This window comes from Achromobacter marplatensis, assembly GCF_002209535.1.
In the GTDB taxonomy this organism is placed as follows: Bacteria; Pseudomonadota; Gammaproteobacteria; order Burkholderiales; family Burkholderiaceae_B; genus Achromobacter; species Achromobacter marplatensis.
In genome coordinates this window covers 559478-586214 of sequence record NZ_NJIG01000003.1, presented here as the reverse complement: position 1 = coordinate 586214, position 26737 = coordinate 559478, and the positions used below count along the sequence as shown (strand labels likewise).

The 26737-nt window shown below is 65.9% G+C and carries 26 protein-coding genes; 10 read left to right on the top strand and 16 right to left on the bottom strand.

Annotation, left to right across the window (positions count from 1 at the left end; all coding sequences use genetic code 11):
* Nucleotides 1-78: 78 nt before the first annotated feature.
* Both CEY09_RS09680 and CEY09_RS09675 read left to right on the top strand, forming a co-directional pair.
* The gene (locus tag CEY09_RS09680; protein WP_088588460.1) at nt 79-1068 is read left to right on the top strand and encodes a LysR substrate-binding domain-containing protein; all 990 of its coding nucleotides are present in this window, start codon (nt 79-81) and stop codon (nt 1066-1068) included.
* Nucleotides 1065-1580, top strand: a complete 516-nt coding sequence (locus CEY09_RS09675) for a DUF4952 domain-containing protein (protein WP_088588459.1) — start codon at nt 1065-1067, stop codon at nt 1578-1580. Before CEY09_RS09680 ends, CEY09_RS09675 begins: the two co-directional genes overlap by 4 nt.
* Before the next feature lie 16 nt (nt 1581-1596).
* On the opposite strand, the gene CEY09_RS09670 is transcribed toward CEY09_RS09675, so the two are convergent.
* From CEY09_RS09670 to CEY09_RS09620, 11 genes are all read right to left on the bottom strand, one after another.
* The gene (locus CEY09_RS09670; protein WP_088588458.1) at nt 1597-2325 is read right to left on the bottom strand and encodes a GntR family transcriptional regulator; all 729 of its coding nucleotides are present in this window, start codon (nt 2323-2325) and stop codon (nt 1597-1599) included.
* Nucleotides 2322-3851 carry an AMP-binding protein gene (locus CEY09_RS09665; protein ID WP_088588457.1) on the bottom strand — a complete coding sequence of 510 codons (1530 nt, stop codon included), beginning with the start codon at nt 3849-3851 and terminating at the stop codon, nt 2322-2324. Before CEY09_RS09665 ends, CEY09_RS09670 begins: the two co-directional genes overlap by 4 nt.
* Before the next feature lie 28 nt (nt 3852-3879).
* On the bottom strand, nt 3880-5118 hold the full coding sequence (locus CEY09_RS09660) for a thiolase family protein (protein ID WP_088588456.1): 1239 nt from the start codon (nt 5116-5118) through the stop codon (nt 3880-3882).
* Nucleotides 5115-5822 carry an ABC transporter ATP-binding protein gene (locus CEY09_RS09655; protein ID WP_088588455.1) on the bottom strand — a complete coding sequence of 236 codons (708 nt, stop codon included), beginning with the start codon at nt 5820-5822 and terminating at the stop codon, nt 5115-5117. Before CEY09_RS09655 ends, CEY09_RS09660 begins: the two co-directional genes overlap by 4 nt.
* Nucleotides 5819-6574 carry an ABC transporter ATP-binding protein gene (locus CEY09_RS09650; RefSeq protein ID WP_088588454.1) on the bottom strand — a complete coding sequence of 252 codons (756 nt, stop codon included), beginning with the start codon at nt 6572-6574 and terminating at the stop codon, nt 5819-5821. Before CEY09_RS09650 ends, CEY09_RS09655 begins: the two co-directional genes overlap by 4 nt.
* Nucleotides 6571-7593, bottom strand: coding sequence for a branched-chain amino acid ABC transporter permease (locus CEY09_RS09645; RefSeq protein WP_088588453.1), 1023 nt, complete (start codon nt 7591-7593; stop codon nt 6571-6573). Before CEY09_RS09645 ends, CEY09_RS09650 begins: the two co-directional genes overlap by 4 nt.
* Nucleotides 7590-8447, bottom strand: a complete 858-nt coding sequence (locus CEY09_RS09640; protein ID WP_088588452.1) for a branched-chain amino acid ABC transporter permease — start codon at nt 8445-8447, stop codon at nt 7590-7592. The genes CEY09_RS09645 and CEY09_RS09640 overlap by 4 nt, the downstream gene beginning before the upstream one ends.
* Nucleotides 8448-8459: 12 nt before the next feature.
* On the bottom strand, nt 8460-9641 hold the full coding sequence (locus CEY09_RS09635) for an ABC transporter substrate-binding protein (protein WP_088588451.1): 1182 nt from the start codon (nt 9639-9641) through the stop codon (nt 8460-8462).
* A 200-nt stretch (nt 9642-9841) separates the two neighbouring features.
* Nucleotides 9842-10630, bottom strand: coding sequence for an ABC transporter ATP-binding protein (locus tag CEY09_RS09630; protein WP_167390042.1), 789 nt, complete (start codon nt 10628-10630; stop codon nt 9842-9844).
* Nucleotides 10618-11388, bottom strand: coding sequence for an ABC transporter permease (locus tag CEY09_RS09625; RefSeq protein ID WP_035212924.1), 771 nt, complete (start codon nt 11386-11388; stop codon nt 10618-10620). Before CEY09_RS09625 ends, CEY09_RS09630 begins: the two co-directional genes overlap by 13 nt.
* A gap of 18 nt (nt 11389-11406) precedes the next feature.
* Complete coding sequence (locus CEY09_RS09620) at nt 11407-12420, bottom strand: aliphatic sulfonate ABC transporter substrate-binding protein (RefSeq protein ID WP_167390041.1); 1014 nt, start codon at nt 12418-12420, stop codon at nt 11407-11409.
* A 266-nt stretch (nt 12421-12686) separates the two neighbouring features.
* On the opposite strand from CEY09_RS09620, the gene CEY09_RS09615 reads away from it, so the two are divergent.
* The 4 genes from CEY09_RS09615 (at nt 12687) to CEY09_RS09600 (ending at nt 16132) form a co-directional block, all read left to right on the top strand.
* Nucleotides 12687-13874 carry an NAD(P)/FAD-dependent oxidoreductase gene (locus CEY09_RS09615; protein ID WP_088588449.1) on the top strand — a complete coding sequence of 396 codons (1188 nt, stop codon included), beginning with the start codon at nt 12687-12689 and terminating at the stop codon, nt 13872-13874.
* A gap of 4 nt (nt 13875-13878) precedes the next feature.
* Nucleotides 13879-14391 (top strand): HutD/Ves family protein, encoded by a 513-nt coding sequence (locus CEY09_RS09610; protein WP_088588448.1) that lies wholly within the window; start codon nt 13879-13881, stop codon nt 14389-14391.
* Nucleotides 14392-14453: 62 nt separating this feature from the next.
* Nucleotides 14454-15203: an electron transfer flavoprotein subunit beta/FixA family protein gene (locus tag CEY09_RS09605; protein WP_088588447.1), complete on the top strand. Its 750-nt coding sequence runs from the start codon at nt 14454-14456 to the stop codon at nt 15201-15203.
* Nucleotides 15203-16132 carry an electron transfer flavoprotein subunit alpha/FixB family protein gene (locus CEY09_RS09600; RefSeq protein WP_088588446.1) on the top strand — a complete coding sequence of 310 codons (930 nt, stop codon included), beginning with the start codon at nt 15203-15205 and terminating at the stop codon, nt 16130-16132. The genes CEY09_RS09605 and CEY09_RS09600 overlap by 1 nt, the downstream gene beginning before the upstream one ends.
* Nucleotides 16133-16139: 7 nt before the next feature.
* Here CEY09_RS09600 and CEY09_RS09595 read toward each other — a convergent pair whose 3' ends face one another.
* From CEY09_RS09595 to CEY09_RS09585, 3 genes are all read right to left on the bottom strand, one after another.
* Nucleotides 16140-17153, bottom strand: coding sequence for a LysR family transcriptional regulator (locus tag CEY09_RS09595; RefSeq protein ID WP_006224107.1), 1014 nt, complete (start codon nt 17151-17153; stop codon nt 16140-16142).
* A 33-nt stretch (nt 17154-17186) separates the two neighbouring features.
* Nucleotides 17187-17990 (bottom strand): N-formylglutamate deformylase, encoded by an 804-nt coding sequence (hutG, locus tag CEY09_RS09590; RefSeq protein ID WP_088588445.1) that lies wholly within the window; start codon nt 17988-17990, stop codon nt 17187-17189.
* Between the two features lie 142 nt (nt 17991-18132).
* Nucleotides 18133-19038: a LysR family transcriptional regulator gene (locus tag CEY09_RS09585; protein WP_272938453.1), complete on the bottom strand. Its 906-nt coding sequence runs from the start codon at nt 19036-19038 to the stop codon at nt 18133-18135.
* 156 nt (nt 19039-19194) lie between these two features.
* Here CEY09_RS09585 and CEY09_RS09580 point away from each other — a divergent pair, with 156 nt between their 5' ends.
* Nucleotides 19195-20424, top strand: coding sequence for an MFS transporter (locus tag CEY09_RS09580; RefSeq protein WP_234818258.1), 1230 nt, complete (start codon nt 19195-19197; stop codon nt 20422-20424).
* Between the two features lie 186 nt (nt 20425-20610).
* The gene (locus CEY09_RS09575; protein WP_088588442.1) at nt 20611-21408 is read left to right on the top strand and encodes a class I SAM-dependent methyltransferase; all 798 of its coding nucleotides are present in this window, start codon (nt 20611-20613) and stop codon (nt 21406-21408) included.
* A 15-nt stretch (nt 21409-21423) separates the two neighbouring features.
* On the opposite strand, the gene CEY09_RS09570 is transcribed toward CEY09_RS09575, so the two are convergent.
* Nucleotides 21424-22467 (bottom strand): LacI family DNA-binding transcriptional regulator, encoded by a 1044-nt coding sequence (locus tag CEY09_RS09570; protein WP_035212922.1) that lies wholly within the window; start codon nt 22465-22467, stop codon nt 21424-21426.
* A 141-nt stretch (nt 22468-22608) separates the two neighbouring features.
* Here CEY09_RS09570 and CEY09_RS09565 point away from each other — a divergent pair, with 141 nt between their 5' ends.
* A complete protein-coding gene (locus CEY09_RS09565) occupies nt 22609-23958 on the top strand; it encodes an MFS transporter (protein ID WP_088588441.1) in 1350 nt (449 codons plus the stop codon).
* Nucleotides 23955-25340, top strand: coding sequence for an amidase (locus CEY09_RS09560; RefSeq protein ID WP_088588440.1), 1386 nt, complete (start codon nt 23955-23957; stop codon nt 25338-25340). Before CEY09_RS09565 ends, CEY09_RS09560 begins: the two co-directional genes overlap by 4 nt.
* On the opposite strand, the gene CEY09_RS09555 is transcribed toward CEY09_RS09560, so the two are convergent.
* Entirely contained in the window at nt 25337-26719 is a 1383-nt protein-coding gene (locus tag CEY09_RS09555) for a lysozyme inhibitor LprI family protein (protein ID WP_088588439.1), read from the bottom strand. The two genes, CEY09_RS09560 and CEY09_RS09555, sit on opposite strands and share 4 nt — an antisense overlap.
* Between the last annotated feature and the right edge of the window lie 18 nt (nt 26720-26737).

Genomic DNA, 26737 nt, shown 5'->3' with positions numbered 1-26737 from the left:
AGAGCTTGCATGGTCACTGATACAACGCGCGTGCGAAAGCGATAGTTTTTCAATCATGGGTTGAGATAAACTCAACCCATGGCCGATCTTCCCAACCATACTCCACCGCTGGCCGCTCTGCGCGCTTTCGAAGCCGTTGCCCGCCTTGGCAGCTTGAGCCGCGCCGCCGCGGAACTGCACGTCACCAAGAGCGCCGTCAGCCATCAGCTGCGCGCGCTGGAAACCGACCTGGGCGTACCGCTCTTGCGGCGCGGGGGCACGGTGCGCCGCGCCGAAACGACCGAAGCCGGTGCCGATCTGCTGGCTTCCGTACAACAGGCCTTGACCCTACTGGACACCGCCTGCCGCAATGCTCGGGCCACCGCGCGCGGCCGTCGGCGTTACACGCTGAACGTGTCGGCCAACCCGTCGCTGGCAGCGCTATGGCTCGCGCCGCGCATTGGCCGCTTCATTGAATTGCACCCCGACATCGGGGTCCAGGTCTACCTGCACGCCAGCCAGGACCCGGCCTGGAAGGCCCAGGACATCGACCTGGCCTTTCTGCACGTGCGCACCCAGGGACCACATCTGGCCGCGCCGGGCGACATTCCGCTGATGACCGAAACCGTCGTGCCGGTCTGCAGCCCCGCCCTGATCGCCGAAGCCGACCGCAACGACCCGCGCATCTTCCTGCGTCACCGGTGGCTCGAGGAAAAGCATATCGACAGCCCCGAGACCGATTGGCGGACGTGGAACGGCCGGCTGGGCCTGGCCGACGCGGACTGGCAGGAGCCCATGGTGTTGAGCGGCCTGAGCACCGTCGTGGCCGCCGCGGCGGCTGGCGTCGGCATCGCGTTGGGCCGCGCGCCGCTGATCGATGAAGACCTGGCCAGCGGCCGCCTCGTCCCCCTGATGCCGCAGTTGCGGATGCCGGGTTCCTGGGGTTACGTAATGCGCATCCACGCCAACCGTCCGATGGACGCGTCGTTGCCCGCGCTGGTGGAGTTCCTGGCCGAAGAAGGGCGCAGCACTGGGGCATGGCAGGACGTAACGCCGCTGACCGTCGACCCGATATCTAGGCTGCCATGAATGTGATATTGCGCCCGGCCTGGCTGGCCTGGGTGGTATTGCCGCTTTGCCTGTTGGCGCTGGCAGCAGGCAAAGCGTCGGCGCAGACGTCGACCCCAGGCGACGCGCTGGCCGACTGGGTTGCCAACGGCCGTGCCCTGGGCCTGGTGCGGCCCGACACGCCCTGCCAGGACTTCCTCAAAACCCTCGGAAAGAAGCCGGACTACGTCGAATACCTTGGATGCGAGCAGGACGACGATTCCTACATCCAGCCCATGGAGGCCCGTTATCGCGTGAGCGGCGCCTTTGCGGCGGAGATGGAAGCCTACCTAGGCCAGACTTTCGGCATGCCGCCGCTGGAATACGTCTGTTGCGGCTGGGCGACTCGCGGGCCGTTCTTTTGGCGCGATGGGCCCGGCAGCGTCAGCTATGAAATCAGCATGGGTGTCGAAACGTTGCGGATCCCGCGCAGCCAGTGGCAGGAAATTCCCAGCTTCAGCGTCCGGGTGGGCGTGATCAGGAAGAGCCCGTAGCCGAGCGTTGGCCGGCTCAGTCCGCGCCGCCCTTGGCGCGGGGTGGGGTACTGATGGTCACGGCCGACGTAACGATCAGCTCCATCAGGATATTGCGGGCCAGATTCTCGGCGTAGTCGTTGCGGGCTTCCGCGGTGGCGATAGCGCGTTCCACCGAGCCTTCCACGATGGCATTGACTTGCTGAATGTGCAGTTCGCAGATTTGCACCAGATCGGGATGACGCTTCTGATGGAAATACAGGAAGCGACGCGCGAGCGTCTGCAGCATGGCGTGGAACTCGGCCGCGTAGCTGTTGCGTGACGCGGCCCCGATCTGGCTAGTCAGCGCAAAATGCAGGCGCATGTAGACGCGCATGTCGTTGACCGCCTTCAACTCTTCCAGCTCGCGCGCCAGTCGGGCCAGTTCGGCGCGTTCCGAGTCGTCGGCCCATTGCGCCGCCTGGGCGACTATCAGCCGTTCGATCTCGCGTCGTGCCTGGATGATCTTCAGCTGCCCCTGGTAGTCGATCTCCGAGATGAAGATGCCCTGGCGCGGGGCGATTTCCACCAGCCGCTGGAATGCCAGCTTCTGCAAGGCGTCGCGTACCGGCGAGCGGCCGATGCCCACGCGCTCGCTAAGCGTCGTTTCCGACCATTGGCTGCCCGGAGGCAGCTCGCCTGTAACGATCATTTCCTCCAGCGCGCTGTAGGCTTTTTCCGTCTGGCTGACTGCCGTGCGGACAAAGAGGGGGGAAGACAGGTTCATGGAGTGGGAAGCGCGTGTTGTTGAAGTTCGCGTTTTAACACTTTGCCGGTGCTGTTTTTCGGCAATTCGTCCAGAAAGACATAGCGCTTGGGACGCTTGAAGCGCGCTATGGATGCGAGACACAGCTGATCCAGATCCCGTTCCAGTACGAGGGCGCCTGGTTTAAGTACCACGAAAGCCAATACTGCTTCCCCCCATTCCGGGTCGGGAGCGCCCACTACCGAGACTTCCCGCACGGCATCGTGGCGCATCAGCGCCTCTTCCACCTCGCGCGGATAGATATTGGTGCCGCCGCTGATGATGACGTCCTTGGAGCGGTCTTTCAGATGCAGCAGTCCGCGCGCGTCCCTGAGGCCGATATCCCCGGTATGCAACCAGCCGTCGACCACCGTGTCGGCGGTGGCTTGCGGATTGTTCCAGTAGCCCAGCATCACGGTAGGGCCGCTAACGGCCACCTCGCCCAGTTCGTCCTGCCCCACGGCCTGGCCACGGGCGTCGCGCAGTTCGACGTCCATCGACGTCTGGACGTAGCCCACCGATCCCAAGAGCGCATCGTCGTTCGTGCGCACGGCTTCAGCAATCTGCGAGGCGGACAGGGCGGATATCGACATGGGGCTTTCTCCTTGACCGTAGATCTGCGCCACACGTGCGCCGAAGCAGGCGACGGCATCCTTGATGTCTTCGATATAGAACGGCGCGCCGCCAACGATCAGGGCGCGCAGGCCGGGAGGCGGCCCGCCGGCCTGTCGAGCATGGCGCACCATGCGCTGCACGATGGTCGGCGAGGCGAACAGGCTGACGTTGCGGTAGTGCGTCAGCAACCCATGCAGTTCGACCTCATCCAGGCCGCCGCTGTCCGGAACGATTTGCAAGGCGCCATGCAGCCAGTACGGGATACTGTAGAGACCGCCGCCGTGCGATAGGGGCGCTACGTGGACCATGGCGTCTCCAGGCTGCACTGCCTGCACGTCGGCATAGAAATTCAGGCACATGCCAACCAGGTTGGCGTGGCTGAGCATGACGCCTTTGGGCTTGCCGGTCGTGCCGCTGGTGTAGAACAACCAGGCGAGCTCCTGCGGGGAACGCTGCTCCAGGGGCAGCGCGGGGCCGCGTGTCGCCGCCGCGTAGTCGTCGGACTCCACGTCCACCACGCGCATCGCGTCCAGGCTACGGGCGACGGGCGCCAATGCGGCGTGGATCTCCCCTTGCGACAGGCATAGGCGGGCGTCGCAATCGCGCAGTATGTATTCCAGTTCGGTGGCGTGCAGTTTGGCGTTGACGGGTACGGCACACAAGCCGGCATGCCAGACGGCCAGCATGGATTCGATATAGCTGGGATGATTGCGCAGCGCCAGCATGACCCGTTGGCCGGCTTGCAGGCCCATCGGGCCGCGCAACCAGCCGGCCAGCGCTTGCACTCGGGCTTGGAGGCCGGCATACGTAAGGGGAGTGCGCAGACCGGCGGCCAGCGCGGGCTGGTCGGCATACGTGGTGGCGCTGCGCTGGAAAAGAGAGCTGAGATGCATGGTTGTCTAAAAGTTGAACAGGCCGCAATCAGTGGCCAAGCAGCGTGATGCAGGTGACCGCTTCTTCCACGCCGTTGAAGCCGCCGCCGTTTTCCGCGATAGCGAAACGCGCGCCGTCGACCTGCCGCGCGCCGGCTTCCCCGCGCAGCTGGACCACCATTTCGTGAACCTGGGCCAAGCCGGTGGCGCCGATGGGGTGACCGCGCGACAGCAGCCCGCCAGACACGTTGATAGGGATGCGGCCGCCCAGGCTGGTGGCGCCGGATTCCGCCAGGAGGCCGCCTTCGCCGAACGTGCAGAATCCCAGGGCTTCGGTCTGTTGAATTTCGGCGAATGCGGTGGCGTCGTGGACCTCGGCCAGAGACATGTCCTGCGGGCCGACGCCGGCGCGTTCGTAAGCCTCGAGCGCGGCCAGGTGGCACAGGTGGCGGTCGTACCTGTCCGCGGGGCGGTCAGTCGCGGTGCGTAGAACACTAGCGTACAAGCGTACCGCCCGTGCCTCCCGAAGCCGCTTCAAGCCTTGCGCGTTGCAGACGATGGCGGCTGCCGCGCCGTCACTGATGGGGGCGCACATTGGAAGCGTCAGCGGCCAGGATACGGGACGGGCGGCGAGCGCCTCATCGATGGTCAGCGGGTACTGGAACTGGGCGAGCAGATTGCGCGTGGAGTGCATGTGGTTTTTGGCGGCCACGGCGGCAAGCTGTCGCTGCGTGGTGCCGAATGTCTTCATGTGCAGGCGCGCCAAGCTAGCGTAGATGTCCATGAACACGCTGCGTTTGCCAGGCTCTTCGAAGCCGGGCGGCGGCGTGACGTCAGGAGCAAGGGCCATCAGCCGCGCCATCTGTGCCGGTGCGTCATGTACGTCCCAGGCACCGTCGAACACGGCGAAACTCTTGGCCTTGTCTTCGGCGTACAGCTTGTCCACGCCCACGGCCAGGCAGATGTCGCCCGCGCCGGACGCCACATACAGGTGCGCGGCGTTCAGCGCGGTACTGGAACTGGCGCAGGCGTTCTCGATATTGGTGACTGGAATTCCGACGATACCCATCACCTTCAGCGCCACTTGGCCCGCGACCATATATTGGCCTTCGATGGGCCCCTGGCCGGCCGTCGCGAAGTAGGCCGCTTGAAGGTCGGCAGCGTCGCAGCCGGCGTCGGCCAATGCTTGTGTGACGGCGTCCCGAACCAGGTCCTTGACGCTTTTTTCAGGTTGCTTGTCGAAGCGGGTGATGCCTACGCCCGCGATAAAGGTCTTGCCGTCGCTCATGCTCTGACCCCGGTTGTGAGGATGGATTCGATGATGTCCCGGTCGGCTCGGACGTCGGCCGCCGATCCGCTCCAGGCGATTTCGCCATGGTCCAGCACGTACTGGCGATGCGCCAGCCGCGCGGGGACTTTCAGGTTCTGTTCGACCAGGACGATGCCCGTGCCCTGGCGGTGTACCTCTGTGAATACGTCTATCAGGTCAGTGACGATACGGGGCGCCAGGCCTTCGGTCGGTTCGTCCAGCAGCAGGATGCGGGGGTTGCCCAGCAGCGCGCGCGCGATCGACAGCATCTGCTGCTCGCCGCCAGACAACTGGTCGCCGTCAAAGCCGATGCGCTCGCCAAGGCGTGGGAACACCTGCAGTACGCGTTCCAGGGTCCAATAGCCGGGCCGGTGCGCCAGCGCACCCATGCGCAGGTTCTCACGCACGGTCAGGTTGGGAAAAATGCGGCGGGTATCAGGTACCAGTGCGATGCCGTCGCGGCTGATCTGCTCGACCGCGCGCCGTGTGGCATCCTGGCCGCCATTGCGCCGGCTTCCCGATGACAGCGGCAGCAGTCCGATCAGTGCCTTGAGAAGGGTGGACTTGCCGGCGCCGTTGCGTCCGACGATGGCGACGATCTCGTCTTGAGCCGCGCGCAGCGTGATGTCTTTCAGCGCCAGTGCCTGGCCGTAATGCACCTCGGCATGCAGCAGTTCGATCATGCTGCCACCTCTTCGCCCAGGTAGACCGCCCGCACGGTGGCGTCGTCACGGATGGCCTCTGGCGGTCCTTCGGCCACTTTTCGACCGTTTGACAGCACGACGATATGCTCGGACAGCGTCATGATCACATCCATATTGTGTTCGATGAGCAGCACTGTGCGGCCGGCAGCGGCATGACGGATCAGGCGGGTGGCCGCGGCGATCTCATGGTGGCCCACGCCGGCCAGTGGTTCGTCCAGCAGCAGGATGCGCGGATTGGGCAACAAAGTCAGACCCAGTTCCAACGCACGCTGCAGCCCATACGACAGCGTGCCGGCGATCGTGTTTCGCCAGGGCGCAAGATCTGTCAGTTCGAGCATGGCGTCGATGGTGGGGGCCAACCGGCGGTCGTAGCGTGGAGCCAGCCAGAAAGGCAGCAAGCGCGAATGGCTGATCTGCGCGGCGATGCGCATGTTCTCCAATACCGTCATTTCGGGAAAGATCTTGGTGATCTGGAAGCTTCGGCCGATACCGTGCCGGGCGCGTTCATAGGCACGTAGACGCGAAATGTCCGCGCCGTGGCACAGGATGCGTCCGCCATGGCCTGGAAGATGTCCGGCCAGGACGTTGAGCAAGGTTGTCTTGCCTGCGCCGTTGGGGCCGATCAGGCCATAGACTCGGCCCGTCTCGAAGGCATAGCTGAAATCCTCGATGGCGCGCAGCGCACCGAACGTAACGCTGACTCTGTCGCACTGCAGGGCGAGGCGGTTCATGACGGACTCCCTTCGCCAGGCGCCAGGGGGGCGTCGGATGCTGTCTTGGGGGCAGGTTGGGACGTTGGAGCCGCGCGGTGGGCCAGGCGCAAGCGGGTTTGAAGGGCGCCCAGGACTCCTTGCGGGAAGTACAGCGTGGCCAAGATGAAAATCAGCCCCAGGATGCCGTACCAATAGGGGGTCCAGCCGCTAAGCCACTCCTTCAGTACCTCAAACAGCAGCACGCCGGCCACCGGTCCCCATAGCGTGCCAGCGCCGCCCAGCAACGTCATGATGATGACATCGCCCGAGGTGGTCCAGTGCAGCATTTGCGGATTCATGTACATCAGGACGGATGCCAGCAGCCCGCCCGCCAGCCCGCCCACGGCGCCGGAAACCAGGAAGGTGACCTGCTTGAGGCGCTGCACGTTGTAGCCCAGTTGGCTGGCTCGGATCTCGTTCTGGCGCACTCCCGCGACGGCCCGCCCGAAGGGCGATGCGCGCAGCATCGACATGAAGGCCATCACCAGGGCAAAGACCGCGGCGACGTACCAGTAGAAGTTCACGGTGTCGAAGAAGTCGATGCCGGCCAGTTCCGGTCGGCCGATGCCGGGCAGGCCGTCCGCGCCGCCAGTCCATTCGCGCAGTTTGCTGTCGGCCAGGATGTACATCAGTTGCGATAGCGCCAGCGTGACCAGCGCGAAGAAGATGCCAGATACCCGCAGCGCGAACACGCTGAAGAGCCAGGCGCATGCAGCGCCCGCCAGGATGGCAAGCGCGAGCCCTGCTTCGAACGGCAAGCCGTAGCGTTGCGTGGCCAGGGCCAACGCGTAGCCGCCGGTGCCCAGGAAGGCGGCGTGGCCGAAGGACACCATGCCCAGCAGGCCGAATACCAGATCGAAGCCTACGGCGAATATCGACCACACCATGATCAGGATGGTCAGGTTGAGCAGAAAGTCGTTCTGTGTGAGAAACGGCACCGCCAGCACTGCGGCGGCAACGCCGACGGCAATGGCGGCATCTTGGCGGAAGATCGTCATGCTAACCTCGCTTGGCGGGAAAACAGCCCTTGCGGACGGGTGAGGAGCGTGGCGATCAGCATGGCGAATGTCAGGATATCGACCCAACTGGGCATGAAGGTGTAGCCCACCGCGCGGACCATGCCGATCAGTAGGGACGCGGCGACCACGCCGCGGATATTGCCCAGCCCGCCCAGGATGACCACGATGAAGCAGTCGATGATGGTATTGGTGGCCATGCCCAGCTCGATCGGAAACAGGGGGGCGGAGATGGCGCCAGCCAGGCCTGCTAGCGCGGCGCCCACGCCGAACACGGCACTGCGGATGGTGGCAGCGGGCAACCCCAGGATGCGTACCATTTCGCCGTCGCTGCTGGCGGCTCGCACGAGCATGCCGAAGGTGCTTTTCTCAAGCACGAAGAAGAGCGCCACCGAGACCAGCAGGCCGAAAACGATGACAAACAGCCGGTAGACGGGAATGGTGCTGCCCGCCAGATCCACCGTGCCCGCCAGCAACGCCGGCATCGGCGTTTCCTGATAGCCCAGGCCCCAGACGAACTTCACGGCTTCGCTGATGACGAGGATGAAGCCAAACGTGAGGATCAACTGGTAGAAATGGGGGCGGTTGTAAAGCGGCCGCAGGGCCAGGCGCTCCATTGCCACGCCCACCAGACCCACGCCGGCCGTCGCTACGACTAGGCCGGCGACGAAAGATCCGGTGCGCAGATGGATGTCGAAGGCAAGATAGGCGCCCAGCATGTACAGCGCGCCATGGGCGAAGTTGATGACGCCCAGCATGCCGAAGATTAGCGTAAGGCCAGACGCCAGCAGGAATAGCAGCATTCCCAAGCTCAGACCGATGATCACAGTGGACATGGCAGCTATCCGTCAGCCTGCGCAGGGTTCGAATACTTGGTCCGGCGGAAAGACGCGGACGATATCCATGACATAGGCCGGCTGGGGAGCCTTGCCTGCGCTCACGACGCCCCACAACCCGTTTTGCATCGCCTGGTGGTCGCAGGCGCGCATGATCTTCTTGCCTTCCACGGAGTTGTCGCGGACGCTGCCGGCAAACGCCTCTACCCACTTCTCCTTATCCCAACTGCCGGTCTTTTCCACCACGTCCAGCCACCAACTCATGCCGTCATAGGCTTCGCCCGCCGCAGCGGAAGGATATTCGTTGTACTTCTTGCGAAACGCCTCGACGAATGCCGTATTGGGTTCGTTGTCCACGGTGAAGTGATAGCGCACGCCGGATTGCACGCCTATCGAGGTGGGTCCCACGCCGGCTGCCATGGTCTCGTCGGCAATGACAGGGCCGAAGATCTTGCGCGTCTTGCCCAAGTCGATCTGTCCTGCCTGCTTGACCATGGTGACGGCATCCGAGCCTGTCATGAAGAGCGCCACGCCGTCCGCATTCGAACGCGCAATCTTGTCGGCGATGGATGAATAGTCTCGGTTGCCCAGCGGCGGGAAGTCCGCCCCGACGATCTCGATCCCGGCCTTCTCGGCTTCGCGGCGGTACCAGTCCCAGCTGTCGCGCGTGGCTTGGTAGTCAGCTGTCACGCCATAAATGCGCTTGAGCTTTTGTTCCTTGGTGTAAGCCAGCGCCATGCGTTGTTCCATGCCCAGCGTATTGGAGGTGCGGAACGTATAGCGGGAGCCGCCGGGCACCGTGATCTTGTCGTCCGCTGACATGGTGACCAGGTGCGGGATCTTGCGCTGTTTGGCGATGTTCATGATGGCCAGCGTGCTGGCCGAACTGACCGCGCCGAAGATCATCTGCGACCCGTCGGAGATGAGACGCGTGGTCTTCTGCACCGCGGGCTGTGGCTTGGTCTCGTCGTCCTCCCATGTGACCTGGATGGGCTTGCCCAGCACCTTGCCCCCGCGCTGTTCGATCGCGACGGTGACCCCCTTGCGCATGTCTTCGCCGAAGATGCCATAGGTGCCGGACAGCGACACCACGCCTCCAATTTTGAACGTGTCAGGTTCGGCCGCTTGCGCGCCCGTCATGAGCGCGGCGTATAACGCCAGCGCGCCGCATCCGGCGGAACTCCATGTCTTCATTTTCGTCTCCTCGTATTTTTCGTTATTGCTCGTAATGTTTTACGTAGCTTGATTGATATACTACGTTGGTCGATGTGATGTGAATAATTGGGGTAAACCCGCTACATCTGGACGAAAAGAAACCGCCCCAAAGCCAGTAGGCATTTGGGGCGGTTCAGCGTTCAGCGGAGGGCAGGGGCGGCGGGCAAGCCCTTTTGGATTTAGTCGCTTGCCAACTCCATGCTGCGCGTGACCTCTTCCTGCACGCGTTCCCAGATGGAGCGCTTCAGTTCCACGAAGCGCGGCGACAACTGCACGTCGGCGCTGCGCGGATGGGGCAGGTCGTTGTGGATGTCCTGCACGATACGGCCGGGCTTGGACCCCATCACTGCCATGCGGGTGGACAGCGTCAGCGCTTCGTCGATGGAGTGCGTGATGAAGACGATCGTCTTGCCGCTTTGCTCATAGATCGACAACAACTGGTCCTGCAGCACCTGGCGCGTCATGGCGTCCAGCGCGGCGAACGGTTCGTCGAACAGCATCACGTCCGGGTCGTTGGCCAGCACCCGCGCAATCGACACCCGCTGCTTCATGCCGCCCGACAGCGCGTGCGGATACTTGTCCGCCGCCGCCTTCAACCCGACCATTTCGATGTACTTGCGGGCAATCGGCGCGCGTTCCTGCCTGGACATGCCGCGCATCTTCAGGCCGAACTCCACGTTCTCCTGCACGGTGCGCCAGGGAAACAGCGCATATTGCTGGAACACCATGCCGCAGGCGGCAGTCACGTCGGTGACGGCGCGGCCGTTGATGGTGACGGTGCCGGTATTGGGCGTGATGAAGCCCGCCATCAGGTTCAGCAAGGTGGACTTGCCGCAACCGGATGCGCCCAGCAGCACCAGGAATTCGCCGCGCTTGACCTCCAGGTCCACGCGGTCCAGCACGGGCACGTCGCCATAGGACTTGGAGATGCCCTTCAGCTGGATCATCGTGTCGTTCATCGTTGCCATGCCAGCACCCATCGCTCAAGAAGCCGCAAACACAGATCCGTCACCAGCACGGTGAAGCTGATCAGCACCATGCCCAGCACCACAGTGTCGGTCTGGAAGAATTCCTTGCCGTTCATGATCATGAAGCCCAGGCCTTCCTTGGACGCCACCAGTTCAGCCGAAATCACACAGGTCCAGGACAGGCCCAGGATGATCTTCATGCCCGACAGGATCTGCGGCAGGCAACCGGGGAACAGCACTTCGCGCATGACCTGCCAGCGGTTGGCGCCCAGGTTGCGCGCCGCCCGCACCAGCACCGGGTCGATGCTGCGCGACGCTTCCATCACGTAAAGCAGCGCCGGCACGAACGACCCCATGAACACGATGCTGTACTTCTGGGTTTCGGTGATGCCGAACCACAGCAGCGACAGCGGGATCCAGCTCATGGACGGCAAGGGGCGCAGGAACGAGATGATGGGGTCGAACACGGCGCGCGCCACCTTCGACGTGCCCAGCAGTATGCCCAGCGGAATGGCCACGATGACCGCCGCCAGGAAGCCCACCATCACGCGGCGGGTGGAGGCCAGCACGTTGTAGAACAGCGTGCCCTGGTCGGACATGGACCAGGCCCGCGCCAGGACCTGGGACGGCGCGGGCAGGAAAATGGGATCGACTGCGCCGGCGCGGCACAGGCCTTCCCACAGCAACAAGAAGCTAAGAAGCGAAAACACGCTGACCCAGATCAGCCGTGTTTCCCTTGAAGACGAACGCGAGGACATAGGCGAGGCGTCCCGTGCTTACCGGGTCGCGGCCGGGAGGTACGAAGCCTGGACCCAGTCTTTCACCTGGGGCGCCTTGTCGATCTGCTTGAGCGACACCAGCATCTCGGCCAGTTGCTGCATGCCGGTGACAAAGTTGCCCGGTTCCACCATCAGCCCCTTCTGATCCGCGGCGGAATACCACTGCGTCTGCTTGATGACGGCCAGTTGCTCGTCCCTGGACAGGCCGGTCAGTTCCAGCAGCACGCCGGCGGCCTCGTCGGGTTGCTGGCTCAGCATCGCGTTGGCCTCGAAGACGGCGTGCAGGAATTTCTTCACCGCTTCCGGGTTTTCGCGCCCCAGCTTGGCATGCGTCAGCAGCACGTCTGGCCCCGGGGTGATGGCGTACTGCTTGTAGAGCGAGAACGCGGTGTCGTCCAACAGCACGTGCGTGCCCGGCACCGCCTTGATGCGGTCGAAGGCCGGCGTCCAGGCCACCGCGGCGTCGATCTGCTTGCCCTGATAGGCGGACAGCAGGTTGGTGGCCGGCAGATTGATGATGGAGACGTCGCGGTCGGGATCAAGACCCGCCTGGCGCAGCACGTCCAGCAGCAGCACGTGGGCGCTGGACGCGTAGGTCACGCCGATCTTCTTGCCCTTCAGGTCCGTCACTGACTTGACGTCGTCGCGCACCAGCACGCCTTCGGCGCGGCCGAAGTTGTTGGGCGTGGCGATCACCTGGAACTGGCGTGCCCCGGCGGCCATCAGGGCCAGCGACGACACGACGCCGGTGCCGGCCAGGTCGATGTTGCCGGCCATCACGGCGCTCATGCGGTCGGACGACGTGGCGAAGCTCTGCCACTTGATGTCCAGGCCCTGCTTGGCGAAGAGGCCCGTTTTCATCGCGATGTAGGCCGAATAGTGGCCCAGCCAGGCCGAACCGCCGTAGGTGTACGAGGCGTTGGCGGCGCGGCCGACCATGGGAAACCCCAGGGCGCTGGCGCCCGCCAGAGCTGCGGTGCGCACCAGCATGGCGCGGCGAGTCATGTTCATATTTTTCCCCTACTGGAATGTAGATTGACCGATAGATGTCATGTCGCCGGCACTCTGGGGTGCGGCAGGCCAGACTGTCACCCGGCCATCGCTTCGCGACGTGAATATAAGGAGCGGCGATGGTCAAAATTCGCCGTGCTTAAGCAATCCGGTTTTGCGGACGCCGTTTCATCGGCCGCTTTTATTAAGTATTCGCGCTGCTTATATTGCGGCGGCCAGGAGACGGCAGGTTCACACTCGCGCCACTTGTCCTTGGAGCCTTGTCCGTGAAAAGTTTTGACGTGATCGTGATTGGTGCCGGCGTGATCGGCAGTTCGGTAGCCTTCCATCTGGCCGAGCTGGGCGCAAAGAATGTGCTGGTGCTGGACCGGGCCACGATCGGCGCCGGCACGACCTCTCAATCGTCCGGCATTTTGCGCACCCACTATTCGGTGCGCGAGAACGTAGAGCTGGCCCAGCGCTCGTGGAACGTGTTCAACAATTTCGCCAGCTATGTGGGCGACGAGGAAGCTTCTTGCGGCCTGGTCAAGTGCGGCTACCTGATCAGCGCGGCCGACAACGACAAGCTGGAACCGTTGCGCGGCGCGCTCGAGCAACAGCGCGCACAAGGCATTGCGTTGGAACTGCTGGACGCCGCCCAGGCGCGCGAGCTGTTGCCCATTGCTTCGTTCGACGATGCCGCGCTGATCGGCTTTGAACCCGAAGCCGGGTTTGCTGACGCGTATCTGGTGGCCACCAGCTTTGCCCGCGGCGCGCGCCGGCGGGGCGTGATCATCCGCGAAAACGTCGACGTCCGCAAATTGCTCATCGAGCATGGTCGCGTGGTCGGCGTGTCCACCTCTGAAGGCGACTACGCCAGCCCGCTGGTGATCAGCACGCAAAACATCTGGACATCGGAATTGGCCGCGTGGACGGGCGTTGCGATGCCCGTCGTGCCCGAGCGCCACGCGGTGCTGGCGCTGGAATGCGACACCGCGCCCTACACGTATTCGATGCCGGTCTATAAGGACCTGGCGTCCCCCGGCATGCTGTATTGCCGCAGCTATGGCGGCAACCAGATGCTGGTCAGCGAGGGCATCGTGGGCGAGGCCCTGCAAAAGAGCGACGCCGAACAGGGTGACATTCCGCTGGATTACGTGGCGGAAGTGGGCGAGCAGGTGGCCGCGCGCTTCCCCGCCTACGAGACCGCGGGGCTGGCCTCATCCTGGACCGGCGTGTACGACGTGACGCCCGACTGGAACCCTGTGCTGGGCCGCGTGCCTGGCGTGCAGGGCCTGATCGTGGGTTTCGGTTTTTCGGGCCACGGCTTCAAGTTGTCGCCGACCGTGGGGCGCGTGCTGGCGCAGGAAGCACTGGGCTTGCCGACCGATGTGTCGCTCAAGCCCTATGACATTGGCCGTTTCGAAAGCGGCGCATTGCTGACCGGGAAGTACGGCCTTGGCGCCGTCTCCTGATCGCATGCGCTGGACACAGGCAGCCTGGCAGGCCTTGCCGCCCGAGCCGTGGAAGAACGGCGGGGGCGTCACGCGCACGCTGGCGGTGGACGGGCAGGCGGCGGTGCCGCGCTGGCGCGTCAGCATCGCGGACATCGAGCAGGATGGCCCGTATTCGCGCTTTCCGGGCTATGACCGCGTTTCGGTCGTGCTGTCGGGCCAGGGCCTGGCGCTGCAAGGAGAGGGCGGCGGGCTTGATCTGCTGCCCGGCGTGCCGACGGCGTTTGCCGGCGACCTCGCGCTGCAGTCCCGTCTGCTGGGTGGTCCCGTTCGGGTGTTGAACCTGTTCGTGCTGCGCGGTGCGGCCCAGGCAACGGTGTCCTGTGCCGGCTCGGCACCGGCCCCGTTAATTGTCGGCGCGCTTGCCGCCGTCCCCGCTTTGGTTCAGGCGTTCAGCATGAGCGTGGAGGTGGACGTCGGGCCGGGGCTGGACGCCGTGTTGCTGGACTTGCGCGGGGCGGCGATTCCTGCCGCCTGACCGTTCTTCTCTTCGCCTCCTGCCGGGGGCATTGATTGATTCCTTAATCCAGGAGTGTTCGCATGAAGGTATTAGCCGCGGTCAAGCGCGTGGTTGACTACAACGTCAACGTGCGCGTCAAGGCCGACCAGAGCGGCGTGGACATCGGTAACGTCAAGATGTCGATGAACCCGTTCGATGAAATCGCCGTCGAAGCGGCCGTGCGCTTGAAAGAGCAAGGCGCGGCGGCCGACGTGGTCGCCGTGTCTTGCGGCACGGCGTCGTCCCAGGAAACGCTGCGCACCGCGCTGGCGATCGGTGCGGATCGCGGCGTGCTGGTGCAGACCGACGTCGCGCTGCAGCCACTGGCCGTGGCCAAGCTGCTGCGCGCCGTGGTGCAACAGGAGCAGCCCGCGCTGGTGATCCTGGGCAAGCAGGCGATTGACGACGACGCGTGCCAGACCGGGCAGATGCTCGCGGCGCTGCTGGGCTGGCCGCAGGCCACCAACGCCAGCGCCATCGAGGTGGACGGCGCCGTGGCACGCGTCACGCGCGAGGTGGACGGCGGCCTGGAAGTGCTGGCGCTGACGCTGCCCGCTATCGTCACCGCCGATTTGCGGCTGAACGAGCCGCGCTATGTCACGCTGCCCAACATCATGAAGGCCAAGAAGAAGCCGATGGATGTCCTGACGCCGGAGGCGCTGGGCGTGGATCCGGGGTCGCGGCTGGAAACGTTGCGGGTGGAAGAACCCGCCGCGCGCGCACCCGGCGTCAAGGTGGCGGATGTGGCCGCGCTGATCGACAAACTGAAAAACGAAGCGAAGGTGATCTGATGGCGGTCCTGGTTATTGCCGAACACGACAACCGCGGGCTTGCCGGTGCCACGCGCAACGCCATCGCCGCCGCGGGCAAGCTGGGCATGCCGATCCACGTGCTGGTGGCGGGCGCGGGTGCGCAAGCCGTGGCGGACGCCGCCGCACGTATCGCGGGCGTCCAGAAAGTGCTGCTGGCCGACGCGCCGCATCTGGGGGATGGCCTGGCCGAAAACCTGGCCGCGCAGGCGGTGGCGGCAGCAAGCGGCTACACGCATCTGTTCCTGGCCGCTACCACGCAAGGCAAGAGCGCGGCCCCGCGTGTGGCTGCTTTGCTGGACGTGGCGCAGGTGTCCGATGTGATCGAGGTGGTGTCGGCCGACACGTTCAAGCGCCCCATCTATGCGGGCAACGCGATCGCCACGGTCAAGAGCGGCTACCCCGTCGTCGTGGCGACGATCCGGCCGACGGCCTTCGACGCCGCACCCGCCGAGGGCGGCGGCGCGCCGGTCGAAACGGTGGCAGCCGTGCCCGATGCGGGCCGGGCGCGTTTCGTCAGCCGCGAACTCGCGGTGTCGGAACGCCCGGAACTGGGTGGCGCGCGCGTGGTGGTGTCAGGGGGGCGCGGCCTGGGCAGCGCCGAAAACTTCAAGCTGCTGGACCCGTTGGCGCAGAAGCTGGGCGCAGCCCTTGGGGCTTCGCGCGCTGCGGTGGATGCGGGGTATGCGCCCAATGATTGGCAGGTGGGGCAGACCGGCAAGATCGTGGCGCCGGCGCTGTACGTGGCGGTCGGGATCTCGGGCGCCATCCAGCACCTGGCCGGTATGAAGGACTCCAAGACCATCGTCGCCATCAACAAGGACGGCGACGCGCCGATCTTTGGCGTGGCGGACTACGGGCTGGTCGGCGATCTGTTCGAGGCGGTTCCCGCCTTCACCGCCGGGCTGTAGTGGCGCGTCAACGCCGCATGCTGCGCCACAGCGTGGCAGGCGGCAGCCCCAAGGCCGGGGCGATGTCTTTCTGAATCAGGCGTTCCACCGCCATCAGGATCACGTCCCGCGCCTCGGTGGGCAGCTTGCCCACTTCCTGTTGCCGCGCCGCCAGATACAGCGTGCGCGACAGGCTCGCGTCGTCGCTGCGCGCGGCGCCCAGGTAAGGCGCCAGCGGCAGCACGCGCAACTGGTCCACGAAATGGCGCGACTGCCAGATGCACAGCGGCGTGCTGATCGCAAAGCCGATGCCCGCCGTGACCAGGCTCAGCAGGGGATCGGTGTTGTCGAATTCAAAGGTGCGCTCGATCATCACGTCGTGCGATTCGATCAGGCGATCGATCTCGGCGCCGATGAACGAACGCGCGCTGTAGCGGATGAACTGCATGCGCTTGCCCAGTTCCTTGAGCGTGGCGATCTTGTCCATGTCCATCGTGCGCGGCACGATCAGCACATAGGGTTCGCTGAACAGGCTGATCTTCTTGATGGTGGGCTTGCCAGCCAACGCGCTGGTGGTGACCACCAGGTCCAGTTGCCGGTCCTCCAGCTGCTTGTCCAGCACGGGCGTGATGCCCGACCACAGCCGGATCTGGCGCGACGCGCCGGACAGGCCGTGGATCAGCGTGGGCCCCAAGGTGCCCGCGAAGGAATCCACGCAGCCGAAGCGGACGATGTTGCGCTTGGCCCGGCTCAGGTTGCGCACGCTTTCCGTCATGTCGCCTGCCTGGGCCAGCAGGCGCGCGGCATGGTCAAACAACAGTTCGCCTGCGGGCGTGGGACGCGCCGGCCGCGTGCTGCGGTCCAGCAGTTCGGTCGACATGGCGCCTTCCAACTGCTTGATCCGCTGCGACACGGCCGCTTGTGACAGGCCCAGCAGGCGTGCCGCGCCGGAAACGGACGCGGCTTCCACCACCGCCACCCAGGTCAGCAGCAGGCTCCATTCCGGATAGTTTTCCGTCGTGGTGAAGGAAAATCGGTTCATTGCCTGGCCTGTCCTGGACGGAGGTGCGAGGGATCAGCGCTGGCGCGCCGTGGTCTGCCGCAGGGCGGCCTGCACCATGCCTTCGACCACCGGGATGACCTTGTCGGCCAAGTCGACCCGCCATCCGTAGGGATGCGTTTCGTCCATATAGGTGGACTGGCACATTTCCAGCTGGATGGCGTGGACGTTGTCGGCCGGCGCGCCGTAGTGGCGCGTGATGTAGCCGCCCTTGAAGCGGCCGTTGATGGCCCAGGTGTAGTCGCGGCAGCCGTCCAGCTGTTCCTTGACCGCCGCCAGGATGTCCGGTGCGCAGGCGGCGCCGTCGGAGGTCCCGATGTTCAGGTCGGGCAGCTTGCCCTCGAACAGGCGCGGCAGCACGCTGGCGATGGAATGCGCTTCCCACAGCAGCACCGTACCGTGCTCGGCCTTGATGCGATCCAGCTCTTCGCGCAGCTTGGCGTGATAGGGCTGCCAATAGGTTTGCAGGCGGTGCGCGCGCTCGGCGTCCGTCAGCACGGCGTCGTTCTGGTAGAGCGCGTCGCCGCGGAATGTCTGGGTCGGGCACAGGCCGGTCTTGGTCTGGCCGGGGTACAGGCTTTCGTCATTGGGCGGGCGGTTCAGGTCCACCACATAGCGCGAATAACGCGCGCCGATCACCGACGCGCCCAGCGCCTGGGCGAATTGGTACAGCGTGTCCAGGTGCCAGTCGGTATCGCCGGACTCCAGGCCCAGCGGCGTCATCTGTGCGCGCTGCGTATCGGGGATCTGGCTGCCCAAATGGGGAATGGAGATCAGCAGCGGGGCGGTGCCGCGGCTGAAATGATAGATGTCGCTCAAGGGAAAACTCCGGGTAACAAAGACGGTGCGCTGCGGCGTGCTGCCGCAGGCGATGGGCGCTTGTATGCTAGGCAGCATGGCCCGTCGCGGTAATTGCATCAGTTTAATGGATATTGATGATCAGGCTGGCTGATGCAAAGAACTATGGACGTGACGGCTGCGCATAGGGCCCCCATGGCGGGGCCGTGTTCCAGACGCCGGCGATCTCATCGATCAGCATGCGCACCTTGGGCGACAGATGCCGCCGGTGCGGATACACCGCACACACCGGGGAGCCCGTCGGGGCCACGGCTTCCAGCACGGGCATAAGCTGGCCCGCGCGCAAGTCGTCGGCCACCAGGAACGCGCCCAGTTGCGCGATCCCGTCGCCTGCCAGCGCGGCGTCGCGCAAGGCTTCGGTATGACCCAGCCGCAGGCGGCCGGCGACGGGCACGTGGCGTTCCTCCCCCTGGACGGCAAAGCGCCATGGCACCAACTGCCCCACGTGCGTGAAGGCCAGCGTCTGATGCTGGCTCAAGGCATCCGGCGTGGCCGGCACGCCGTGGCGCGCCAGGTAGCCCGGCGCGGCGCAGGTGATCAGCCGGTGCGGTGCCAGCACCCGCCTTACCAGCCGGCTGTCCACGTCGCCGCCGATGCGGATCGCCACGTCGATGCCGTCGCGCACCAGATCGGTGTAGTCGTCGGAAAAGCTGACGTCCGCCTCCACGTCGGGCCAGCGTCGCAGGTAGTCGCGCAGCAGCGGCATCAGGTGCAGCCTGCCCAGCGACACTGGCAGATCGATGCGCAGGCGGCCGCGCGGGGCCTGCTTGCGGCTGGCCATGGCATCGGTGGCGTTGTCCACTTCGGACAGGATGCGCTGCGCATGGTCGTAGAAGATCCGGCCGTCGTCGCTCAGGCTGACGCTGCGCGTGCTTCGGTGCATCAGCCGGGCGCCCAGGTTTTGCTCAAGCCGCGCGATGCATTTGCCGATGGCCGACCGCGACAGGCCCAACTTTTCGGCGGCTGCCGTGAAGCTCTGCGCATCGGCTACGCGCACGAACGCCAGCAGATCGCCGATGTGATCCAGACGACTGGAAGGGGCGGCGTTATTGTCTACGAATTGTCCCTTGTGTATCGCTATACGCCTACTTTATCAGCAGAATGGAAACAGTAGACTGTGTAGGGGTCGGCCTGGCAACGGGCCTTTTCCGGATAGCGTCATCCTATGTCCCGCAGCACACCTTCATCTTCTGACTCCCGTTCCGACCCGCTCATCCAGACCTCCCGGCGCGCCTGGCTAGGCGTTCTTGCCGTAGGCTTGGCCACGTTCAGCGTCGTCACCACCGAAATGCTGCCGGTGGGCCTGCTGGTGCCCATCACCGGCGACCTGCACGTGTCGGTGGGCGAGGGCGGGCTGATGCTTTTCGTACCCGCTATCCTGGCGGCGCTGTTTGCACCTCTGGTCGTTGTCGGCGCCAAAGGCGCTGACCGCCGCTGGCTGCTTTGCGGTCTGCTGGCGATGCTGACCGCCGCCAATCTGGCCAGCGCGCTGGCGCCGTCCATGCCCTGGCTCCTGGGGGCGCGGATGCTGGTGGGAATCTGCATCGGCGGCATCTGGGCCATCGCCGGTGGCCTGGCGGGCAGGATCGTCCCGCCCCAGTCGGTGGGAACGGCGACCGCCATCATCTTCGGCGGCGTGGCCGTGGCCTCGGTGCTGGGCGTGCCGCTAGGCGCCTTCATTGGCGACCTGGCGGGTTGGCGTGCCGCGTTCGGCGCGATGGCGGCAGGGTGCGCGGCCGTGCTGCTGCTGGTCGCCCTGGCCTTGCCGCCGCTGCCTGCGCCGCGCAGCTTGTCCGCACGCCAACTGGCTGCGCAACTGGCCAATCCGGCGGTGCGCCTCGGCCTCGCGATCACCCTGTTCCTGGTGGCGGGGCATTTCATGGCCTACACCTTCGTCCGGCCGTTGCTGCAATCGCATGCAGGCTTTGGCCAGCCGTGGATCGGCCCGCTGTTGTTCGCCTATGGCGCGGCCGGGGTGGCGGGCAATTTCGTGGCGGGGGAGGCCGCTGCGCGCCAGCCGGGCCGCGTCCTGCTGACGATCACGCTTGCCTTGCTGCTGACGCTGGCGTTGCTGGCCGCATTGGGGCATCTGCGATTTGCCGGCGGTGTCTTGCTGGTGGCGTGGGGGCTGGCGTACGGCGGCGTGTCGGTATCGCTTCAGGCCTGGATGATGCGGGCGGCCCCGGGCGCCGTCGAAGCGGCCACGGCGCTGTTCGTGGCGATGTTCAACCTGGGTATCGCTGCCGGCTCCTTGCTGGGCGTACCCAGCGTGGACGCGCTGGGCTTGCGGGCGAACCTGTGGCTGGCGGCCGCGTGCATGCTGCTGCCGGCGGGCGCGCTGTGGTGGTGGCAACAGGCAGTGCGGGCGCGTGAAGCCGGTTCGGCATTTCGGTAGAATCCCCACATCTTCAAGGAGCGCATCGAAGTGATCCTCTAAAGCCGACAAGAATCAGACTGTCGTGCCCGGCCTTTGCGCTGCGGGCCGCGGTCGCAGCCGGCCCGCTCTACGGAGCCGGCCGTCATTCTCAGGCGTGCCTGCCGCCCCGTGCGGCGTCGCGCCAGTTGCTTTACAGGATCCTTCATGACTGCCTCTTCTTCCTTCGATTTTCTTGCCCACAACCAGGCCGCCTGGGACCAGCTTGCCGCCCAAGACTGCGAGTGGTCGCGCCCCGTCACGGCCGAGATCATTGCCGCCGCGCGCGCGGGCAAGTGGTCGGTGCACTTGACGCCGGGGCCGTTGCCCCAAGGTTGGCTCGATCACCCCCAAGGCCTGCGCATCCTGTGCCTGGCGTCGGCGGGCGGCCAGCAGGCGCCGGTGCTGGCTGCGGCCGGCGCGCAGGTGACCGTGTTCGACGCGTCGGAAAAGCAATTGGACCAGGACCGCCGCGTCGCCGCGCGCGACGGACTTGCGCTGGACGCGGTGCAGGGCGACATGCGCGACTTGTCCGCGTTTGACGACGCGTCATTCGACGTGGTGTTCCACCCGATCTCGAACCTGTACGTGCCGGACGTGCGCCCCGTGTGGCGCGAGTGTCACCGCGTCTTGCGCCGCGGCGGACGTCTCTTGTCCAGCTTCTACAACCCGATCGTGTTCGTGGGGGACCGCGACCCGGCCTACGCGAAGCAGGGTGTGATCCGGCCGGCCTATGCCTTGCCCTATGCCGACACCCGCGACCTGGATGCCGCGGCGTTGGCGGCCAAGCTGGCGCGCGGCGAGGCGGTGGTGTTCGGGCACAGCCTGGCCGACCAGATCGGCGGGCAGTTGGAAGCGGGATTCCTGCTCGCGGGCTTTCACGAAGACCACCAGCCCAATCCCCGTTTCCTGATCGACCGCTACGTGCCGACCTTTCTGGCCACCTACGCCGTCAAGCCCGGCTAGGCGTCGACGCGCGGCTCAGCCCGCGATCTTGCGGTTGCTGCTGTCGCGCACGACCAGTTCGGGCGCCAGCCGCAGGCTGTCGGGCTGGCCGCCCGCCAATTTCTGCAGCAGCAGTTCCAGGCCCAGCCGGCCCATCTGGTGCATGGGCGAATGGATCGTGGTCAGGCCGATGGGCAGGGCCCCCGCAAGCGGCGTGTCGTTGTAGCCCACGATGGCGACGTCGCGGCCGGCTTCCAGGCCCTGGTCGCGGGCAGCGCCCATGACGCCCACGGCCAGGAAGTCGTTGACGGCGAAGATGGCGGTGGGGCGGTCGGCGGGCGACAGCAACCTGGCGCCGATATCGCGGCCGGCGTCCGTGTCGAACGGGCTTTCAATGCGCCAGTGCGCAGGCACCTCCACGCCGTGCTGCGCGCAGTAGCCGAAGAAACCCTCGGAGCGGTCGCGGCCGGTGCTGGCGAAGGGTTCGCCCACCATCACGGCGATGCGGCGGTGGCCCATGTCCAACAGGTGCTTGGCGGCCAGCCGGCCGCCTTCCAGGTCGTCGCAGGTGACCGCGCAATGGTGGTCGGCATGGCGGCTGACCAGCACGAAGGGCACGTCGCGCCGCGCCAGCTCGGCCAGGAGCGGATTGGGCGTCGCGTTCGCGGGCGCGCTGTGCGCGTCACCCAGGATCAGGCCGTCCACGCGGCGCGCCAGCGCCATGTCGATCAGTTTGCGCTGCTTGTCCGGTTCGTCCTGCGTGTTGGACACGAAAGTCAGGTAGCCGTGTTCGGCCGCGGCCTCGTCGATGCCTTCGTAAATGGTGGCCAGCACCATGTCCGACAAGCGCGGCACCAGCACGCCGATCGTGCGGCTGCGCCGCGTCTTCAGGCTGGCCGCGTGGGGATTGGTTTGGTAGTGCAACTCGGCGGCCAGCGCCCGGATGCGTTTCACCGTGTCCGGCGCCGCGGCGCCGCGCGCATCGTCTGCGGATCCGTTCAGGACGCGCGATACGGTGGAAACGTTCAAACCGAGCTGCCGCGCCAGGCTTTGCAGCGTGACAGGGCGCGATCTATTCATGGGGCTGGAGGATACACGCGGAAATAGCGCAGCAGGGCATATCCCGGCAACCTAGGGTTTTCACTGAATCGATTTTTGCGTTTGGACCCCTTAGCATTGCTTAACCCAAACGTTTGGGTAAAACGACTGGATCGAATCGCAATGACAACTGAAAGCCAGAATTCCCGGTTCCGGTACCGGATCTTCACCATGGTCGTGCTGCTGGCGCTGATCAACTACATCGACCGCGGCGCCATGTCCTACGCAGCCGCGCACATCACCGGCGAGTACGGGCTGGACCGCGGGGCCTGGGGCTCGGTGCTGGGCTACTTTGGCTACGGCTACATGGTCGGTGCGCTGTTCGGCGGCATGCTGGCCGACCGCTACGGCCCGCGCAAAGTCTGGATCGTGGCCGGTGTCGCCTGGTCCGTGTTCGAAATCGCCACCGCCTGGGCGGGGGATTTCGGCCTGGCGTTCCTGGGCGGCTCGGCGCTGGCCGGCTTCGCCACCATTCGCATCCTGTTCGGCGCGGCCGAAGGGCCGGCGTACTCCATCATCAACAAGACCATCGCCAACTGGGCGACCACGCGCGAACGCGGCTTTGTGGTCGGGTTCGGCCTGCTCAGCACGCCGCTGGGCGCCTTGTTGACGGCGCCGGTGGCCGTGGGCCTGCTGACGCTGACCGACAGCTGGCGCGCCATGTTCTTCATCCTGGGCGGCGCGGGGTTGCTGGTGCTGGTGTTCTTCATGCGCATCTTCACCGATCGCCCCGAAACGAACCCGCGCGTGTCCCCGCAGGAACTGGCCGAAATCCAGTCCTCGCGCGCCCAATCGGCCACTGGCGCCCAAGGCGCCGATGCACCCGTGCTGCCGTGGTGGAGTTTCTTCCGCAGCAAGACGTTGATGCTGAACACGCTGGGCTATTTCGCCTTCATGTACGTGAACTTCCTGCTGTTGACCTGGACACCCAAGTACCTGCAGGACAACTTCGGCTACAGCCTGTCGTCCCTCTGGTACATGGGCATGATTCCCTGGACCGGCGCCTGCATCACCGTGCTGCTGGGCGGCCGCATTTCGGACCTGCTCTTCAAGCGCACGGGTAGCCTGAAGATCGCCCGCAGCTGGTTCGCCGCCGCCTGCCTGCTGGCCACTACCCTGTGCTTCCTGCTGGTCTCGCAGGCGCAATCGGTGTTTGCCGTCATTGCGCTGATGACCCTGGCCAATGCGCTGAACGCCTTGCCCAACTCGGTCTACTGGGCCGTCGTGATCGACACGGCGCCCTCCAACCGCGTGGGCACCTTCAGCGGCCTGATGCACTTCTTCGCCAACATCGCCTCCATCCTGGCGCCGACCCTGACGGGCTACCTGACGGCGCGCCATGGCTATTCGGTGATGTTCATCGCCGCATCGGTGGCGACAGCCGTCGGCATGGTCGCTATGCTTCAGGTGCGCCCGGGCGTGGGCCCGCGCATGCCCGCCAGTCCGGCCCAGCCTTCGGGAGCTTCCCAATGACCCAATCCCACCCGACTTCCCCGCAGCTTGCCGTCGAACCCGGATTCTTCCGGGGGCGCCGCATCGCCGACTTGCAACAGGCCATGGCCAGCGGCAGCCTGACCGCCGAGGATCTGGTGCGCCATGCGGGCGCCGCCATTGAACGGCTGAACCCGCAGCTCAACGCCTTTGTCCACGTCGACATCGCCGCCGCGCTGGCCATCGCCCGCGAACGCGACGCCGAACGGGCAAGCGGCAAGGTGAGGGGGCCGTTGCACGGCATTCCCGTCGCCATCAAAGACAACGTCGATACGGCCGACATGCCCACGACGATGGGCGCCGCCCATTTCCTCGGCCACCGGCCGCAGGCGGACGCGCGCTGCGTGGCGCTGCTGCGCGAAGCCGGCGCCATCGTCGTCGGCAAGACGCTGACGCATGAATTCGCCTACGGTCCGACCGGCGACCGCAGCGTGCAAGGCGCGGCGCGCAACCCGTGGCGCACCACTCAGATGACGGGCGGTTCCAGCGCCGGGAGTGCCGCCGCAGTGGCTGCCGGCATGGTGCCGGTGGCGCTGGGCACGGATACCGGCGGTTCCGTGCGCGTCCCTTCCGCGCTATGCGGCCTGGTGGGCTTCAAGCCGACGCATGGCCGCGTCTCGGATGCGGGCGTGTTCCCCTTGGCGCCTACGCTGGAAGACCCGGGCGTGCTGGCCAACTGCGTGGAAGACGCGCAGGTTTTCATGCAGGCCTTGAGCGGCGGCGCGATTGCTCCCACTCCCGCCATCGCCGCCACGGCCAGCCTGCGGATGGGATGGGTGGTCAACGTCCCCTTCGCCATCGATGACGCGGCCGTCACCGCCTGCGTGCGGGCGGCAGCGGAACGCTTTGCGGGCGGTGCCGTGCAAGCGGCGCCCGAGGTCACGCCGCACGCGCGTGCCTTGCAAAGCGCGCTGGGCGCCATTCAGCGCGCGGAAGCCTATGAGGTGCACGCCGAGCGCGTCGAATCCGAACCCGGCAAGTTCGATCCGGAAGTGCTGGAACGCCTGCGGGCCTCGCGCCCGGTGCTGGGGTGGGAGTATGTGCGGGCCCTGAAGGAAAGGGCACGCCTGCAAGCCGAATTCGCGCGGCTGTTCCAGCAGGTGGATGTGCTGGCGTTGCCCGCCGTCGCCATCACCGCGCCCGCCTTGCAGCAACGCAGCGTGGCGGGCCCCGGCAGCGCCGGTGTGCGCGAGACCTTGCTGGGCTTGACCAACCCGTGGAACGTGCTAGGCCTGCCCGCCATCAGCCTGCCTGCGGGCTGGGTGAACGGCATGCCGGTGGGCTTGCAACTGGTGGCCGCGGCGGGCGCCGACGAGGCCCTGCTGGCGCTGGCCGCCAGCCGCTGGCAAGCGCCGTCGTTCTAGATCGGCCCGACCGAGGTCCCGAAACGGATGGCGCGGCGCTTGCCCTGCACGGAGAATTCCTCTTCGGCGCCGTCCGCTTCGGAAGAACGCACCCACATCATGGCCGACAGGCCGGATTTCGCGTCGTAGCTGCCGAACCAATCGATCAGCCGTCCAACATAGCAGCGCGCGCCGACGTGCACCGCGACATCGGCCACGGTCTCGTAGGAATAGTGTCCCGGGCCGTATTGGTAGTAGCGGTCCCGCTCGTCCTCTTTCACGCCCGCGGGAATGGGGCACAGCGGCCGGGCCGGCGCGCCGGGCTGGCTGGTCGAGCCTTCTCCACGCGCGGATTCGGGGTCGATCCGGGCCAATGCCTGCGTCAGGCCGGCATGCATGGCGCCATCCAGCACCACGACCTGGGCTTTGTCGGAACGCTTCTGTTCCTTCGGCACCTGCAGTTGATAGCGGTATTGCACGGTCAGCGTGGGCACCTCGCCCACCGCGTGGAAGGGGCGCAGCAGGTGGATGTGATCCACGCCGTAGGTGCTGTTGCGGTACGCCGCGTAGACGCGGCCGCGCAGGCGGATCCACTCGCCCGCCTGGTTCGAGCCGCGGCCGTTCAGTGTGTACAGACCGGACGCGGCTTCGCCATGTGCGCCGACAGCCTCGGTATAGCGCCCACCATTGCGGCGCAGCGCGCTGATGTCCGAGAACAGGCCCGTGCCGCCCGTGTACGAATCCACCACCAGGTCGCGCTGGCCATCGCCATCCAGATCCATCAAGGTGTAGGACGCGACGCCGTTCTCGCCGCCGGCGTCGATGCCGGAGGCCTGCAAGGCCTGCCATTCGTCCGGCGTGACGCCCTCGGGTCGCTTGATGGGGAATTTGGCCAAGTCGTCATCGTCGTTTTCGCGCACATTGGCGAAGGTCGTCGCGCCGGTCTTGACGGATAGCGCCGCCAACGTGTCTTCCACGGGAAACTCGGCGTTCGTCCGGCTGGCGGCTTCCATGGCCTGGCGCAAGTCTTCCAGCGCCAGGCGGTCGGTCTCGTCCGGCACGTAGGCGGTGGCGCTGCGCAACATGTCCTGCAACGCGCTCAGGCGCAACAGATATTGGTCGCGGATGCAGCTGGCCTGGGCGCCGCATCGGTTGCGCGCGCGGAGCCAGTCGCGCTGGTCCTGGCGCAAGGCCTCGCGTCCGTCGGGGCGGGCAGCCCCCAGTTTGCCGTATGCCGCCGACAGCTCGCTGTCTTGGCGCAGCAGGTCCGCGTCGGCGCAGATGGCCAGTTCGGTTGGGGTCTTGGCTTGCACGCAATTCATGCCGGCGGCAAGCGCGGGCTGGGCAATCGGCGCCAGCGCGAGTAGCGCGCCAAGCAGGGGTTTGGGGATCAGCGTCAAAGTTCGGCGAGAAGTGTG

Coding starts and splice junctions, on each gene's coding strand:
- CEY09_RS09680 (WP_088588460.1), top strand. CDS start 79: ATGGCCGATCTTCCCAACCATACTCCACCGCTGGCCGCTCTGCGCGCT.
- CEY09_RS09675 (WP_088588459.1), top strand. CDS start 1,065: ATGAATGTGATATTGCGCCCGGCCTGGCTGGCCTGGGTGGTATTGCCG.
- CEY09_RS09670 (WP_088588458.1), bottom strand. CDS start 2,325: ATGAACCTGTCTTCCCCCCTCTTTGTCCGCACGGCAGTCAGCCAGACG.
- CEY09_RS09665 (WP_088588457.1), bottom strand. CDS start 3,851: ATGCATCTCAGCTCTCTTTTCCAGCGCAGCGCCACCACGTATGCCGAC.
- CEY09_RS09660 (WP_088588456.1), bottom strand. CDS start 5,118: ATGAGCGACGGCAAGACCTTTATCGCGGGCGTAGGCATCACCCGCTTC.
- CEY09_RS09655 (WP_088588455.1), bottom strand. CDS start 5,822: ATGATCGAACTGCTGCATGCCGAGGTGCATTACGGCCAGGCACTGGCG.
- CEY09_RS09650 (WP_088588454.1), bottom strand. CDS start 6,574: ATGAACCGCCTCGCCCTGCAGTGCGACAGAGTCAGCGTTACGTTCGGT.
- CEY09_RS09645 (WP_088588453.1), bottom strand. CDS start 7,593: ATGACGATCTTCCGCCAAGATGCCGCCATTGCCGTCGGCGTTGCCGCC.
- CEY09_RS09640 (WP_088588452.1), bottom strand. CDS start 8,447: ATGTCCACTGTGATCATCGGTCTGAGCTTGGGAATGCTGCTATTCCTG.
- CEY09_RS09635 (WP_088588451.1), bottom strand. CDS start 9,641: ATGAAGACATGGAGTTCCGCCGGATGCGGCGCGCTGGCGTTATACGCC.
- CEY09_RS09630 (WP_167390042.1), bottom strand. CDS start 10,630: ATGGCAACGATGAACGACACGATGATCCAGCTGAAGGGCATCTCCAAG.
- CEY09_RS09625 (WP_035212924.1), bottom strand. CDS start 11,388: ATGTCCTCGCGTTCGTCTTCAAGGGAAACACGGCTGATCTGGGTCAGC.
- CEY09_RS09620 (WP_167390041.1), bottom strand. CDS start 12,420: ATGAACATGACTCGCCGCGCCATGCTGGTGCGCACCGCAGCTCTGGCG.
- CEY09_RS09610 (WP_088588448.1), top strand. CDS start 13,879: ATGCGCTGGACACAGGCAGCCTGGCAGGCCTTGCCGCCCGAGCCGTGG.
- CEY09_RS09605 (WP_088588447.1), top strand. CDS start 14,454: ATGAAGGTATTAGCCGCGGTCAAGCGCGTGGTTGACTACAACGTCAAC.
- CEY09_RS09600 (WP_088588446.1), top strand. CDS start 15,203: ATGGCGGTCCTGGTTATTGCCGAACACGACAACCGCGGGCTTGCCGGT.
- CEY09_RS09595 (WP_006224107.1), bottom strand. CDS start 17,153: ATGAACCGATTTTCCTTCACCACGACGGAAAACTATCCGGAATGGAGC.
- CEY09_RS09580 (WP_234818258.1), top strand. CDS start 19,195: ATGTCCCGCAGCACACCTTCATCTTCTGACTCCCGTTCCGACCCGCTC.
- CEY09_RS09575 (WP_088588442.1), top strand. CDS start 20,611: ATGACTGCCTCTTCTTCCTTCGATTTTCTTGCCCACAACCAGGCCGCC.
- CEY09_RS09570 (WP_035212922.1), bottom strand. CDS start 22,467: ATGAATAGATCGCGCCCTGTCACGCTGCAAAGCCTGGCGCGGCAGCTC.
- CEY09_RS09565 (WP_088588441.1), top strand. CDS start 22,609: ATGACAACTGAAAGCCAGAATTCCCGGTTCCGGTACCGGATCTTCACC.
- CEY09_RS09560 (WP_088588440.1), top strand. CDS start 23,955: ATGACCCAATCCCACCCGACTTCCCCGCAGCTTGCCGTCGAACCCGGA.